Below are 15392 nucleotides of genomic sequence, written 5' to 3'. Positions count from 1 at the left end.
CTTGCCCTTTCACTACTTTACCCCCTCCACAAACCGCCCAAATCCCTTCAAAAACCGCAGCTTAAAACTCCCCACAGGCCCATTCCGATGCTTCGCCACATGAATCTCCGTCATCTCTTTCTGCGCTGTTTCCTTATCGTAATAATCTTCGCGATACATAAGCATAATGACATCTGCATCTTGCTCAATTTGTCCTGTCTCTCTTAAATCAGATAAAAGAGGGCGCTTATCTTGACGTGCTTCTACCGAACGAGACAATTGCGACAACGCTACTACACAAACATTTAATTCACGTGCTAATACTTTAAGCTTACGAGAGATTTCACTAATCTCTTGAAATCGATTGCCCTTATGCTTCGGATCGCCCATAATAAGCTGCAAGTAATCTACAATAACTAAAATCTTTTTATCACCATGCTTCCTCTTTAACTTACGAGTTTGCATCCAAATATCTTGCACCGTAACACCTGCATTGTCGTAAATCTCAAATGGCAGTTCACCAATCTCCGCAAACGCCTTACTCACCTTTTCCCAGTCCTCTATCGCAAAACGATGCTTCGGATTTTTCAGCCTACCTCCTGACACTTCGCCCACGCAAGACGCCATCCTTTTTAACAATTGCTTACTACTCATCTCTAACGAAAATAGTCCAACCGCCGCTCCAGACTTCGCCGCATGCAGTCCAACATTTAACGCAAACGCAGTCTTCCCCATAGAAGGACGCGCACCAAGAACGACAAAATCACCTTCCTGCAATCCGCACGTCATTTTATTTAGTGATGTATAACCAGTCTCAATACCAGTAATCTCTTTCGCATCTTGATGAAGCTCTTCATATAAATCAACTAACGCATCCTTCAAATCAAACTCACATACACAGTCCTTTTCCTCTAACTCACAAAGTGCCGTAATCGTCTCACCAATAATTTTCTCATTCTTCTCCGCAATAAGACGCTCTCCCATCTTGTGCCCAAGAACACCCGCCTGATACATTTTCCAGGCACCTCGAACAAGCCCCTCATAATAAGAGAAGTTGGCAATTGTCGGCACACCATCCATTAACCCTATAAAATACTCCATTCCCCCGATCCCCTCTAAAAACTTCGGATCTACCCGAGAAATGAACGTCACAAGATCAATCGGTTGCCCCTCTCCTTCCATCTTTCGCATTAACTGAAATATAGACTTATGTACTGGCATAGAAAAATACTGCTCCGTCAAACGGCACTCCTTAATAAGCTCTCCATCAATTAATAGAGAACCTAACACCGTCTTCTCCGCCTCCACATTTTGAATACTCATGGCCGCCACCCGCGCTCCGCTAAAAAGCGCTGCAACTCTTCCTCAGACGGCGCATTCTTCTCCCACTCCTCACACCTCGCCAAAAACTCCTCCGTCTCCCCGGTACTAACAGACGACTCCTTCTTCCTAAACTTAGCCGTATCCGCCTCAACCTCACACAATTTCGTAAACCCTTTCCCGTGCCACCCACGCAGAATCCCCTTCACATAAGCAACCGTCCGCTTATTATTCTCAAACGCAATTTGAAGAGCCTTCAGCACAAGCTCCTCTGACAAATCTTCCATCCACGCACTCAATTCTTCCACCGCAAAAGGAGACAAACTACCGAAATGTTGCTCATAAAACGTGAACACCTTACTTCCCGTTTCTTCCTCTACAACCTCTTCTTCCTCTGTCTCCTCACAAATCGGATCAACATCATCCACAGCCAATTCACCAGGCATACCGAAATGCGCTAAAAGCATCGGAACATTCAGCTCCTCCTCTACGCACTTTTGAAGAAACATATGTACAAACTCCTTATTCTTCACACCCTTAAGCTCACGAAGTACACACTTCTCCACATTCGTATTCGTCACAGGATTATAACGAAGCCAATTTAAAACGAATAACTCCCGTGTCTCCGCATCATAAAGAATCTTCCCATAATCAATGAAGCGCTGCACAAGCTTATCAACAGTCTCCCGATTATAACCCGTCTCCATCTCAGCTAACCGCTTCGGAAAAGGAAAAATCCCACACTGCGTCGTCTTCGAACAAGTTAACAAATACACATAAAAATACCGCTCCTCCGGCGTCAAATCCAAAACAAAATCATCCTGCCAAAAATTCACCTGCACATTACGATACACCGCCATCCTAATTCCTCCCGTCTCCGTTCAAAAGTAAAAGCCCCTTCATAATATATATGGGAGACTGGCCGAGTTTTTGGCGTGTTATTTCAAAAATTTTTTCGACTCCTACTACGGTGTTTGTTGTTGTTTTTGTTTTGTTATGTTTTTTCTTAGTGATTTATTACTTGGTAGGGGCTTGTAAGGGGCTTAGGAGGGGTTGTAGAAAACTATAAATACTTTTTTATTCTTGTAAACGTCCTGCAACTAAGTAATAATTCATTTTCCTTGTTATTAATTACTATTAATCTTATCTACTAGTACTGTTGGGGTACTCATTTCGTCACGTGATCATACATGTCGGAACACTACATTACTGTATTTGAAATTTCATCTACAGGATCACACCATCCTCCACAAAATAAATAAGCTTTAAGAAACTTACATAATAAAAAGCGGGAGCATCTATACTCCCAATTCCTTAAGCGCCTTACGCTGCCTCGCTGTGTTCTGCTTTTCGCTAATTACCCGAATATATACAATTCCCTTATATTATCGTCTTATATTACTTTTATTTTATTCCAAAAATAAAAGTATTTTCAATAACGATTAAAAGGTAATAAAACGACTAGTCTCAAACCCTTTCCTTTACTGCATTTGTAATTTACTGTAAAACATTATTGTATAAGTGCAATCTAACAATGATACCAATATCTTTACAATTATATTTACAAGATGAATATTGACTTTGATACACTCATCTTTATAATTTGTTAACATATTATTCTATTTGCAATGGGAATCTTTTCTACACAAACATTTGGCATAGTGTTTCTCTTAACATTTTAGTAATTTCAAACTTTATAGATATTTGTAGAAATATTCTGTTTTTTGTAAGATAATATAGTAAAAACTTCCTATAACAGGGAATGGAGGACACTATGTTTACACTCACAAACCAAATCAGGTTTACTGAAGCTCAGCGAGATGTAATAAATTCACAGGATGAAAATCTACTTGTTTTAGCAGGAGCAGGCAGTGGAAAATCTACAGTAGTTGCCACACGAACAGCAGAAATCATAAAAAGAAAAAAACTAAAACCTGAAAATGTACTAACATTTACATTTACAGAAGCTGCCGCTGAGGATATAAAAATAAAAACAATAAGAGCTATTAAGGAAGTTCTAGGTGACGACGTTAAAGGTCTTGCTGAATTAAACATTGGTACAATTCATGGATTCTGCTTAAATTTAATAAAAGAATTTAGACCTATCTATAATAACTACCAAGTATTAAGTGATGTACAAACAAAATTGTTCGTGGAACGTGCATATGTAAAAGCAGGCATGAAGGATTTAAGTCTTAGAAATTTTGTGGATACAAAGTTATTCTTAAGCGTAATGAGTTCCATAAGGGAGAATGAAGTACAGGATTCTCAATTACCTCCTAAGGTATTAGTTGCCAAAGAAAAATATCTTCAATATCTTGAAGATAATCTTTTCATGGACTTTACTATGATAATGGAGTTAGCGCTTAATTTATTAAAAAATGATCCCTTTGTTAGATTAAAAATTGCTGAAAAAATCAAATATGTAACTATTGATGAATATCAGGACGTAAATCCCCTCCAAGAAAAAATACTACAACAACTTCATGATTTAGGAGCAAGTATATGTGCAGTTGGTGATCCTAATCAAACTATTTACCAATGGCGTGGTTCAGATATAGAACAAATTAGAACATTTAAAGAACGGTATACCCCATGTGAAACTTTACTTTTAGGAGATAATTTCCGAAGTTCTACAGGTATTGTTGAAATGTCTAAAGAACTTATTTCGCAAAATCAGGACGACCTGATTAATTTAAAAAATATTACAGCAAAATCAAATATTACATATGAAGATGGAGATATTGTTTACCAGAACTTTTATGACCCCTACGAAGAAAATCAGTTTGTTGTAAATAACATAAAAATTCTCAACGAAAAAGGAATTCGTAAAAAGGACATTGCCATTCTGGTTAGAACAAAAACATATGCTAAGAGCTTAATTAATTATTTACAGGACAACGGAATTCATGTAGCAGTGGAAGGCTTTAATGGTCTATTTGAAACTCATGAAGTAGAGGCATCTGTAGCAATTTTCAACTATCTAAATGGGAGTATACAACGAAATGAGCTTAAAGAATTATGGCTAAGGGTTCATCCAATATTGACCCCAAGTAATATAGATTTTGGACTAAATTATTTAGATAATAACCCTGTATCTAAGTACAAATTCTTCAGTGCTTTTCTACTCCAAAAGATCTTCCAAAATTTCTTAGATGCTATAAATTTAAAAGAAGAAGAGAATGTTACCAATGAAACTTTAGAAGTTATAATGTATAACTTAGGAAAGTTTAGTCAAGTAATACACGATTTCGAATATATTAATTACTATACAGAACCTAAGAGAAAATTAAGCTCCTTTTGCCAACATATATACTATTCTGCAAAGGATTATTATCAAGAAGGACACTTAGAAAATGAGCATTATTCTCCCGAAGAGGGAGTTAGGGTAATGACAATTCATCAATCAAAAGGTCTTGAATTTGAAGCTGTTTTTATTCCCTTTATGAGAAAGAATTTATTCCCCATAAAAAAAAGGGGCGGAAGGAATATCTCACACGTAATAGGGAAAAATGTCATACCAAATCAAGAAAGACTTCTGCATTCAAACGAAGAAGACGAACGTCGACTATTCTACGTTGCTCTTACTCGTAGCAAAAAATATTGCTTTTTAAGTGGCGCAAATTATGGGCAAGACACAAATCGTTTATATCAACGTGAATCACAGTTTGTATCAGAATGTAGAAGTTCCCATTTCTTACTAGACTATAATAGCGCTGTTCAGAAAATGCTCTTAGAGAGAACACCTAAGTACGTAAATAAAGAAGACAAAAAGACTATAGTTCTTAACTTCACTAAGCTTGATGACTACCATTATTGTCCTTATAGATACAAAATGACTCACAATTATGGTTTTGTGCAACCAATTGAGCCCTTTATGGGCTATGGTCATTCAATGCACGCTAGTGTAATGGATATTCACAACAAACTCCTTAATAAGGTAATATTACAATCAGATGACATTAAAGCCATTGTCAAAGATTTATTTCATATGCCATTTACAAAGAATACACCTGAAATATATGAACAAATGTTAATACAAGCCCAAGAAGCCATAGTTACTTACCATAAAAAACTTATTAGCGAAGAAAGCCAAATTGAGTTTGTTGAGAAGCAAATAGAAGTACAATTAAGCGAAAACGTAATCGTTAACGGTCGTATGGACTTAACTAAGAAAAAAACAAGGGATGGTATCGAAAAAACTTCTATTGTTGATTTCAAAACAGAATCAGGAGTACTGTCTACCTCAGTAACAGAAGAACAGCTAAGAATCTATGCCATGGGTTACTACGAGGATACAGGGGAGCATTCCGATTATACCGAAATTTACAATATTGATGATAATGTATTAGAAAAGAAAATGGTAGTAGATAAAAATGAATATAAAGAAACCAAGGGTACAATTGAACGTGCTGCTAATAATATTAGAGATAATCTACTGGAAAAGAGTTGCGACGTTAGAAAATGCAAAAAATGTTACATTAATTATTTATGTTTACCTCAAAAATTAAAAAAAGAATACGAAATAAAAAGGTAGAAAAGAAAAAAGTTCAGTTTCATACTGAACTTTTTTCTTTAAATCTACTTACAGTACTAAAGACCTCATTCATTAAAACGAAATTATTATAATAACTTTATCAAATAATACTTAATCCATTCTCTATTATGTGGACACTTTACACCTTTTATAAACGAAAAGTTAGCAATGTTAGAATCTTAAAAAGTTGGACTAGCCTCAATAAGACAGTCTAATTTTTCAACTAAATTATCCACTCCCTATTCTACATAAGTACTTCTTTCCAAACACAAACACCCATCGGAATATTATTAATAATATTTCACATAATTTTTCACCTTGGACTATAAATAAACTCATCCCAATATTCTCCATATTATAATGACTTTTATGATATAATTTTCAAAAAGCAACTACTAAATAATAATAGGGGGCACAAGATAGTGAAAGGCAACAAAGGTGAATGGAGCGAAATATACACATTCTTAAAACTTTTAGGAGAGGGCGCTCTCTATGCTGGGGATGAGAATTTAGAAAAAATTGAAGATGTTTATTATCCGCTGGTTTCGATTGTTCGAGAAGAGAATGATCAAAAATATTTTTATGAACATGATTCATCAATTAAAGTAATTGATGAGCATAATAATATATTGCTGGAATTAGAGAAAGAAGACTTTATCCAAAAGTCCTATGAATTATTAGAAAGCTTAAAATCAGTCAAAGGGAGATCCTTCGAATTCCATACTATCGAAAGTTTTTTAAACTCTATTCATATAACAAAATTAAAGTCTGATTCTAGTAATAAAAGAGATATTACACTTAAAGTACACGATTTAACCACAAATACAAAACCTATATTAGGGTTTAGTATCAAATCCAGAATAGGCGGAAGTCCTACATTACTTAATTCTGGAGAATCCACAAACTTTATCTATAAAATTTGTACAAATCATAACAGTACCCCCTTTAACGATATTATGGAGAACGTAAATAGAATAAACACTCGGTCTAAGATTAAAGATAGAGTAAAATATTTAATTCAAAATGGATACGGACTAGAATTTAGCCGTATTGAAAGTGAGAATTTCCAGTTAAATTTACAGCTGATAGACTCCAGCTTACCTTATATTATCTCTAAAGCAATCATGTACTATTATAATGGGCAAGGGGTATTATTAAGAGATTTAATTAACCTACTGGAAATTGAAAATCCAATGCTTTTCAATCAAGAAAGAAATCATAGATTTTATGAATATAAAATAAAGAATTTTTTAACAGATGTTGCTTTAGGAATGACTCCACAAAAAGAATGGAATGGGCATTACGATGCCACTGGAGGATATATTATTGTAAAAGAAGATGGCGAAATTGTTTGTTACCATATTTATAATAGACTACAGTTCCAAGAGTATTTAATTAACCATACATTATTAGACACTCCTTCAAGTTCTAGATATAAATTCGGTGAAGTATATCTAGATAACAACGAGCTCTATTTGAAACTTAACCTTCAAATACGCTTTAAATAAATGAAAAAAGAAGATAGTGAATTGATTATTTTCTCATCCACTATCTTCTTTCTTTATTATTTCCATAAATACAATAATTAAATGCAACCTTTTTAGGTCATCTAATTCAAAGAAAAAAATTTTATAACTAAATTTCCAAGCATTCGTTTGTTTTTATGATATCTTAATCAAGGTCTCTCTAAAATATCTAATGCTTCAACTATTTTATATGCAATCTCCTCAATTACAGGAATTGTAACTGAATTTCCAAACTGCTTATATCTTTGAGCATCACTCATTTTTTCAGGAAAACTAAAAGTATCTTCACCTGAAGCACTTTTAAATGCGTAACCAACAAATCCTTGCAGTTTCCCCCACTCATTTGGTGTCATAATTCGAACCCCTTCAGAATTAAGAGGTGATTTTTTAGACTTAACTAATTTCCCTACTATATCTGGGTTATAATCATAAATTAGATTCCGTTCCTTTCCTGCCCCCCCCGTAGCTAAGAGTGCATTAGAAACTGGATTTTCAATTTCTGGTAAATTAACTATAGAATAGCCAAATCCATTTCCCTTTTTACCTTGAGCTTCTTTATGCTTTTTTAACGTTTCTAAATACCCTTCTGACAAATAGTATTTTTCTCCAACATTGTCTTCTAATACATCTCTTACACTATCATAGATCTTTGTTCTAGATCTACTTTTCGGAAGTGTAAATAAAGGCACAGATTCAATTTTGTCTCTGTAAAGCCTTTGATTAAAACCTACTATATATATACGTGGTCTATTTTGGGGAACCCCAAAATTTCTAGAATTAAGTAAAAAACTTCGAGGGTCATATATTAATTCCCCATTCTCTCCTTTTTCAACACCAATAACTTTGTAGTCTAATTCTATTACCAATGTTTCAAGAATAGTTTTAAAAGTTTCGCCTTTTTTATGTCGAATTAATCCTTCCACATTTTCAAGTAGAAAAGCTTTTGGGCGTGTCCTTTCAATTATATCCGCTACATCAAAAAATAGAGTACCTCTTGTTTTATCTCGAAAACCTTCTTTTTTTCCAGCTGTACTAAACGCCTGACAAGGAAACCCTCCTAATAATACATCATATGTTAATTTCTCTACTTTTTCTTTAAATTCAGCACTTGTCACATCATTTTTAGGGTTTTCTGAATAAAGGTGTTCATATGTTTGACAAGCATACTGATCAATTTCAGCTGACAATACGTTTTCAAATCTCCCTGTTAGTTCAAAACCCCTTCTAATACCACCAATACCAGCAAAAAGGTCTAATGTTTTATATTTCATCCGTAATACCTCCGGAAGTTATTATTAATTTTATTATTGATCATTTATGATAATATTAATTCATCAACTCTAAAACGATTAATTATCCAAATTAGTATTCTAACATAAATTAAGTAAAAGGAGTGTAAAAATGTCTCAGTATAAATATACCAGCATTGATTTATTTTCAGGCCCAGGTGGACTTACTACAGGATTAAAGCTAGCAGGAATTAAACCGCTTATAGCTGTAGAAATTAATAATGAAACTGCAGAAACATATGCAGCAAATCATCACGTGGATCTTCTCAAATTAGAAGAATATTTACAACATAAAGATACATATGAACATATCTTTAGACCTAGCGACAAATCTGTATTAATTCTTGGAGATGTTCGAGAAGTTACAGATAATTTAATTAGAGAAATTTTATTAAAACGTTTTTCAAAAGAAAGTGTAGATGTAATAACAGGAGGGCCGCCTTGCGAAAGCTATTCCATGGCTGGTAAACGTCAAAAAAATGATGAACGTGATCATCTTTATAAACACCTTGCTCGAATTGCTAAAACAGTAGATGCATCAATACTTTTATTTGAAAATGTAAAAGGTATCCTATCTAAAAAAACAGAAAACCAACAAACTTTTTTCTCTCAAGTTTGTGAGGAATTTGAAAAAACACAAAATGATGTTTCATTCAGAGTAACATCCTCCCATAAAAAAGATGTACTCCTTAATTGTGCAAATTATGGTGTACCTCAAAATAGAGAGCGCGTATTCATTGTCGGAGTAAACAACAAATACGAAAACACTTATTTTTCCTATCCTCAACAAACACACGGCAGTGATTATTTGATGCCTGTAGTTACTGTTGGACAAGCAATTCTAGACTTACCTGAAGTTAATGTTCTAGAAGAAAACGAGATCTATGAAAAAGATAATAATTACATTGAAAATATAGATGATCCTTCACGTAAAAACTTTTTAAAGTTTGTTCGAGGCATATCTCCTTTTTCTTTAACAGAGAACCCTTACGATGGAAAAATTTTAGATTCACATAAAGCTAGTAAACATCTCGATAAAATAATTAAAAGAATGTCCTTGATTCATCAAGGTGAAGGTATGAAAAAAGCAGGCGAAAGACTTATTAAAGAGGGAAAACAAGAACTAAGAGATCAATATTTCCCAAAAAAATTATACGCAGCTAGATACAGACGACTAAAAGAGAATAAACCATCCTTTACTGTAACATCACATTGTTTTGACGAAATTATTCATCCTATAAAAAACAGAGCATTAACTCCGCGTGAAGCTGCTAGGTTACAGTCATTTCCAGACTGGTATGTTTTTAAAGGTCCTTATGTAATCTTCCATTCAGATCCGAAACAAGATAGATATGAGCAAATTGGAGATGCTGTTCCACCTTTAGTTGGCTATCATTTAGGATTAGAAATAGTGAATACATTGAATGAAATAGAGAAAAATTCAATTTCTCTTACCTTCAACTAAAAATAAGAGCAATATCATATAAACTGTATTTAAAATTACAATGCAGTTTATATGACTTTGCCAAACTTTTATGACGTAATATTAACTATTCATTTACATAAAAGGAGATTATAACCACTATTTTTTTAGAATTAATTAGCGTTTATTCACTCGTTATTCCCCCATACCACCCACTACTCTCCTCCAAAAACCCCCTACTCTCCCCACTCCCCTTATAAAAACTCTCCCAACCCCGCTCCCTCAAAATCCCCTTCCAACTATCACTCTCCACCATCCTCTTAATAACACCATCCCAATAAGCAACCTCTTCCTCCGTCATATCTTTTGGGCCCATAATTCCTTTCCAGTGCTGGAAGATGACGTTGATGCCTTGTTCTTTCCAGGTTGGGATTTCTGGCAGTCGGTCTAGTCGTTTTGGTGCGGATACGGCTAGTATTTTTATTTTGCCGGCTTTGTATTGTTTTTCGGCTTCGGATAGGGTCATGGTTGCGGTGCTGATTTGTTTGTTCGTTAGGGCGTTTATGATTTTTTCTTTGTTTTCGTAGACGAAGAATTGTAGTTCGGCAGGGTTTATGCCGAATGCTTTGCTTACTTGTACGAATGATAGGTGATCGTCGTTTCCTAGGCCTGGTGCAACGCCGATTTTGAAGTTTTTCTTGTTTTGTTTTAGTTGTTCCATTAGTTGTTTTGCAGTTTCTATGTTTGATTCTTTTGATACGACAACGACTTCCCAGTCCGATGCTAGTGTCGCGAGTGGTGTGAAGTCTTTATATGTTAGTTTACTGTGACCTAGTAGGTTGTTCGTTATGAGTAAGCTTGAGTTAATCGCCAGTACGTGACCGCCTTTTTGTTTCGTATATTTCCATCCGACATCACCGCTGCCACCTACTTTGTTTGTGACTGTGATTGGTTTGGTGAAGATTTTTTCTTCTGTCAGTGTTTTTTGCATCGCTCGTGCTGTTAAGTCCCATCCTGCTCCTTGAACGTTTGGCGCAACGATTTCTACTTTGTCGATGTTCACTTTATTCGTATGGGATTTTTCCGAGGAACAACCAGCTATTACTCCTATCATGATCCATATACATAGTAATAATCGTTTTTTCATAGCCCTCGTCCTATTCGGTATTTTCGTTCTGGTCGTCCGATAATGCCGTATGTGTACTCTACTGTGCATTCATTTGTCACTACTAAGTATTCTAAATATCTTCTTGCGGTTGTTCTGGAGGCCCCCATTTGTTCTCCCATTTCTTCTATTGTAATTCCCTCTTCGAATCCTTTTATAATCCCTTTCACTTTTTGCAGTGTTAACGGATCTACACCTGTCGGTAAGTTTTTTATGTCTTGTGTTTGCGAAATGCCGAAGAAGTTATCGATGAGTGCTTGATTTACTTCATTGTTACTATGTAATAGTTGCTTCTTTCTTTTATAGTCTTCAATTGTACGAACAAATTTTTCTAACGTGACCGGTTTTATAAGATAGTTGCTTACGCCGTTTCGAATTGCTTTTTCTAGCATATGGTTTTCATTTGTCGCAGTAACCATAATGACGTCAACGTTTGGAAAGTCAGCATGGATTTTCGGTAATAGTTCCGTTCCGATTCCATCTGGTAAGTAATTATCTAATAGAAGCAAATCGATTTCTTCTCTTTGTAGTAGTTCCATCGTTTCTTTCGCGTTCAATGCTTTTCCAATCACTTTTACGTCCTTTATTTTTAATAAAAACTCTTCCTGAATTTGCGCGACGCGGAAATCATCTTCTGCAATTGCAACCTTCAACATATGTCCATCCCCCTGTTTGTCATGTACTTTCTCTCAATGTTTTCGGAAGGTAAATTGTAAAAATCGCTCCCCCATTTTTCTCGTTTTGAATTTCAATTGTTCCTCCTAGTAGATCTACCATTTCTTTTACGTTTGCTAGTCCGTAACCACGATTATTTCCTTTCGTTGAAAATCCTTTTTGAAAAATGGTCGTAATTTTTTCTGCCGGTATCCCTGCTCCACTATCTATCACTTCAAACACAATATCGTGCCCAATATCCGTAACGAAGAAGGAAACATTCTTTTCCTCTTGCTCACTCACCGCATCAAACGCATTGTCAATTATATTTCCAAGGATCGTAATAAGGTGCGAAACTTTTATATGGTCTGGTAACGGATGAAGCACACTATCTCCTTCAATATGAAAATTAATTTTCTTCTCAGACGCCGTTCCGATTTTTCCTAATAAAATTGCTTGTACTTTTGCATCATGAATTTGATGGAATAAAATATGATTTTGGCTTTGATGAATATTAGATTCTTGCTGAATAAATTCAATCGCTTCTTTGTAATGTCCTAACTGAAGTAATCCTGATAAGACGAAAAGTTTATTTGTAAATTCATGCGTTTGAGCACGTAAATCCTCGGAATACTTTCTTACCTCAGATATCGTATTCACTAAGTTTTGCAGTTCTGTTTTATCTCTAAAACTACATACAACTCCTACCGTACTGTTATTTTCGAGTATCGGTGTCATGTTTAAAATAAACACTTTATCTTGAAACGCGATTTCTTGATCCGTTTCTAACACTCTCTCCATATTAAATTCCGGTAAAACTTTTGAAATGTGTTGCTGCATATAATCACCATTTACATGAAGCATCTCTTCTGCCGACGTATTCATCATCGTAATAAAACCATTTTGATCAATAGCGATAATTCCTTCTTTTATAGATAGTAGTATTGCGCTTCGTTCCCTGTATAGCGCTGCGATTTCATTCGGCTCTAAACCGAGTGTATCTTTCCGAATGCTACGTGCTAAAAGAATGCCGCCAACAATGCCGGCTACTAATACCGCTAAGGAAAAGAGTATAATTTCTTTCGTTCTGCTCAGTATGTTAGATTCAATACCTTTTATTAAAAACTCTACTGTCACAACGCCTACTACTTGATCGTAGTCTCCGTTATGAACAATAATCGGCGCCTTCGCCATTAAAGCAGGACCACTTTCTCCATTTCCTTCGAGCGTATAATATCCACCAAAAGTGAGTGCTTCATAGTTATATGGATTGTTACTCTTTGTGCCAATCAACTCCGAATTAGAATGGGAATACATAACCCCAAAGCGATCTTCTATAATTACATAATCTGCGCCAGCTTGCTCACGAACTTGTTCCGCAATGGATTGAATCGTATTTTTATGCTCGTTATTTTGAAAAGCATCTTTTATAGCTGGCATAAAAGAAAGCGACTTCGCTGTTTGCAGTGCTAGCTGCTCCACTTGATGCTTCGTATCAACGGACTGAATGTACACAAATATTCCCGCTAATAGGAGAACGACAAATAAAATTAACGCGATAATTAAGCTTACTATTTTCGTTTGTAATGACACTTTGCGTGATTTCTTCATACTTCATATCCTTTGATAAAATATTCAAAACTATCAATCTCCTTTTTCTATTATTATGACAAAACGAATAATGAAGCAACTTTTAAAACTCTCCATGTACATAAAGTACAAAAAGAATAAAATTGTCGTAATATTGAGATTTTATTCTACAGACAGTACAATTCAACTATAATGAACACGCTTTCATAATTATCGTTTTATTTATAAGCAAGAGGAGGAATGATTATGGCTCAAGCAAAATCTAATCGAGTCGCGGGCAATATTTTCAAAGGTTCTGTCGGCAATTTAATTGAATGGTATGACTGGTACGTTTACTCTGCTTTCGCTGTTTACTTCTCAGCAGAGTTCTTTCCTAAAGGAGATCCAACGAGTCAGTTACTCAACACAGCAGCTATTTTCGCAGTTGGGTTTTTAATGCGCCCTATCGGAAGTTTATTAATGGGACGCTATGCGGATCGGCACGGACGCCGGGCAGCATTAACGCTTTCGATTACGGTTATGGCCGGTGGTTCTTTAATTATCGCCTGTACCCCTAGTTACGAAAGCATCGGTATTATGGCGCCAATTATTTTAGTTCTTGCCCGTTTACTACAAGGATTATCACTCGGCGGAGAGTACGGAACTTCTGCCACATATTTATCTGAAATGGCTAGTAGTGGGCGCCGCGGCTTTTATTCAAGCTTCCAATATGTAACGCTCGTTGCCGGGCAAATGGTTGCGTTAGGCGTTCAAATTGTTCTTCAGCAATTGCTAAGCGAACCCGATATGAAAGCTTGGGGCTGGCGCATTCCGTTCATTATTGGAGCGATGGGCGCAGTAGCTGTATTATGGCTTCGCCGCACGATGGATGAATCGGAGCAGTTCGCAAACATAAAATCACAAAAACGCGAAAGTGCAGGAACTGTTCGCGCTCTTATGAAACACCCAAAAGCAGTATTAACAGTAGTCGGCCTAACATTAGGAGGCACTGTCGCATTTTATACGTACACAACATATTTACAAAAGTTCATGGTAAACACAGTCGGTCTTCCGAAAGAAGTTGTAAGCTGGATTAACTTTGTCGCACTACTTATTTTCGTCGTACTTCAACCAATTGCAGGACTACTATCCGATAAAATTGGAAGACGCCCACTATTAATGGCATTCGGTATTCTCGGAACATTACTAACAGCACCAATCTTCTTCTTTATGGAAAAAACGACAGAACCAATCGTAGCATTTTTACTCATGATGGTCGGTCTCATCATCGTTACTGGTTACACTTCTATTAACGCAATTGTAAAAGCAGAACTCTTCCCGACCGAAATTCGCGCACTAGGCGTAGGTTTACCATATGCACTAACCGTTGCGATATTTGGTGGAACAGCTGAGTTCATCGCATTATGGCTAAAGAGTATCGGAATGGAATCACTATTCTATTTCTACGTAGCTGGATGTATCGCGATCAGCTTTATTACGTATTGGCGTATGGATGAGTCATCGAAGACTTCGCAGATTGAGGCGGAGCTTGGTGGTGGGGATAAACTAGCTAATAATAAATCTAGTTAAAATGATGTATTCTGTGTTCTTCGTTTATCTGAACTCGATGAATCTCTTTCTTGGCAGGGTAAAGATGTTGTTGGTGCTTTAGAGGTAAGATTAGGATTTACCATTGATGTAAAGGTAACTGTGAATGGAGCGCCACAATACAAAGTACATAATAGCAAGGATAAAAGATACTATGTATCAGCAATTGACGCCTATTTGTATGTAAAGTAAGAGGTATAAAAGGGCATCCACTTAAATGATACTTTTTAATTTAAATCAACAAAAGAGACCGCAAATGTTAGGTCTCTTTTGTTGATCATTCTCCATATGTAACTTTCTCTTCACTTACTCCAAGCTAGAT

10 protein-coding genes and 1 pseudogene are annotated in these 15392 nt (G+C 35.7%); 5 read left to right on the top strand and 6 right to left on the bottom strand.

Annotation, left to right across the window (positions count from 1 at the left end):
- Nucleotides 1–12 precede the first annotated feature (12 nt).
- Both dnaB and MHI26_RS05045 read right to left on the bottom strand, forming a co-directional pair.
- A complete protein-coding gene (gene dnaB, locus MHI26_RS05050) occupies nt 13–1302 on the bottom strand; it encodes a replicative DNA helicase (protein ID WP_061667760.1) in 1290 nt (429 codons plus the stop codon).
- A complete protein-coding gene (locus MHI26_RS05045) occupies nt 1299–2159 on the bottom strand; it encodes a DnaD domain-containing protein (RefSeq protein ID WP_061667761.1) in 861 nt (286 codons plus the stop codon). The genes dnaB and MHI26_RS05045 overlap by 4 nt, the downstream gene beginning before the upstream one ends.
- Before the next feature lie 914 nt (nt 2160–3073).
- On the opposite strand from MHI26_RS05045, the gene MHI26_RS05040 reads away from it, so the two are divergent.
- On the top strand, nt 3074–5836 hold the full coding sequence (locus MHI26_RS05040; RefSeq protein ID WP_061667762.1) for an ATP-dependent DNA helicase: 2763 nt from the start codon (nt 3074–3076) through the stop codon (nt 5834–5836).
- A gap of 422 nt (nt 5837–6258) precedes the next feature.
- Nucleotides 6259–7344: an HpaII family restriction endonuclease gene (locus tag MHI26_RS05035; protein ID WP_061667763.1), complete on the top strand. Its 1086-nt coding sequence runs from the start codon at nt 6259–6261 to the stop codon at nt 7342–7344.
- A gap of 167 nt (nt 7345–7511) precedes the next feature.
- On the opposite strand, the gene MHI26_RS05030 is transcribed toward MHI26_RS05035, so the two are convergent.
- Nucleotides 7512–8633: a DNA cytosine methyltransferase gene (locus tag MHI26_RS05030; protein WP_061667764.1), complete on the bottom strand. Its 1122-nt coding sequence runs from the start codon at nt 8631–8633 to the stop codon at nt 7512–7514.
- Nucleotides 8634–8763: 130 nt separating this feature from the next.
- On the opposite strand from MHI26_RS05030, the gene MHI26_RS05025 reads away from it, so the two are divergent.
- The gene (locus MHI26_RS05025; RefSeq protein ID WP_061667765.1) at nt 8764–10116 is read left to right on the top strand and encodes a DNA cytosine methyltransferase; all 1353 of its coding nucleotides are present in this window, start codon (nt 8764–8766) and stop codon (nt 10114–10116) included.
- A 142-nt stretch (nt 10117–10258) separates the two neighbouring features.
- On the opposite strand, the gene MHI26_RS05020 is transcribed toward MHI26_RS05025, so the two are convergent.
- Genes MHI26_RS05020 through MHI26_RS05010 form a run of 3 tightly spaced genes read right to left on the bottom strand, consistent with a single transcriptional unit; the run spans nt 10259 to nt 13504 of the window.
- The gene (locus tag MHI26_RS05020) at nt 10259–11221 is read right to left on the bottom strand and encodes a tripartite tricarboxylate transporter substrate binding protein (protein ID WP_061667766.1); all 963 of its coding nucleotides are present in this window, start codon (nt 11219–11221) and stop codon (nt 10259–10261) included.
- Complete coding sequence (locus tag MHI26_RS05015; RefSeq protein ID WP_061667767.1) at nt 11218–11895, bottom strand: response regulator; 678 nt, start codon at nt 11893–11895, stop codon at nt 11218–11220. The genes MHI26_RS05020 and MHI26_RS05015 overlap by 4 nt, the downstream gene beginning before the upstream one ends.
- Nucleotides 11896–11914: 19 nt before the next feature.
- Entirely contained in the window at nt 11915–13504 is a 1590-nt protein-coding gene (locus tag MHI26_RS05010) for an ATP-binding protein (RefSeq protein WP_061667768.1), read from the bottom strand.
- Nucleotides 13505–13729: 225 nt separating this feature from the next.
- On the opposite strand from MHI26_RS05010, the gene MHI26_RS05005 reads away from it, so the two are divergent.
- On the top strand, nt 13730–15052 hold the full coding sequence (locus tag MHI26_RS05005; RefSeq protein ID WP_061667769.1) for an MFS transporter: 1323 nt from the start codon (nt 13730–13732) through the stop codon (nt 15050–15052).
- Nucleotides 15053–15091: 39 nt separating this feature from the next.
- Nucleotides 15092–15262, top strand: a pseudogene (locus MHI26_RS05000) (N-acetylmuramoyl-L-alanine amidase); the annotation flags it as partial.
- Between the last annotated feature and the right edge of the window lie 130 nt (nt 15263–15392).

The sequence above is a fragment of the Bacillus sp. FSL K6-1218 genome (assembly GCF_038006445.1).
Lineage (GTDB): Bacteria > Bacillota > Bacilli > Bacillales > Bacillaceae_G > Bacillus_A > Bacillus_A thuringiensis_S.
Note: the sequence above shows the minus strand (reverse complement) of the source record. Positions and strands in the feature narration are given on the sequence as shown.

Excerpts from the sequence above, each read along its gene's own strand:
- dnaB (WP_061667760.1), bottom strand. The coding sequence starts at position 1,302 with ATGAGTATTCAAAATGTGGAGGCGGAGAAGACGGTGTTAGGTTCTCTA.
- MHI26_RS05045 (WP_061667761.1), bottom strand. The coding sequence starts at position 2,159 with ATGGCGGTGTATCGTAATGTGCAGGTGAATTTTTGGCAGGATGATTTT.
- MHI26_RS05040 (WP_061667762.1), top strand. The coding sequence starts at position 3,074 with ATGTTTACACTCACAAACCAAATCAGGTTTACTGAAGCTCAGCGAGAT.
- MHI26_RS05030 (WP_061667764.1), bottom strand. The coding sequence starts at position 8,633 with ATGAAATATAAAACATTAGACCTTTTTGCTGGTATTGGTGGTATTAGA.
- MHI26_RS05025 (WP_061667765.1), top strand. The coding sequence starts at position 8,764 with ATGTCTCAGTATAAATATACCAGCATTGATTTATTTTCAGGCCCAGGT.
- MHI26_RS05020 (WP_061667766.1), bottom strand. The coding sequence starts at position 11,221 with ATGAAAAAACGATTATTACTATGTATATGGATCATGATAGGAGTAATA.
- MHI26_RS05015 (WP_061667767.1), bottom strand. The coding sequence starts at position 11,895 with ATGTTGAAGGTTGCAATTGCAGAAGATGATTTCCGCGTCGCGCAAATT.
- MHI26_RS05010 (WP_061667768.1), bottom strand. The coding sequence starts at position 13,504 with ATGAAGAAATCACGCAAAGTGTCATTACAAACGAAAATAGTAAGCTTA.
- MHI26_RS05005 (WP_061667769.1), top strand. The coding sequence starts at position 13,730 with ATGGCTCAAGCAAAATCTAATCGAGTCGCGGGCAATATTTTCAAAGGT.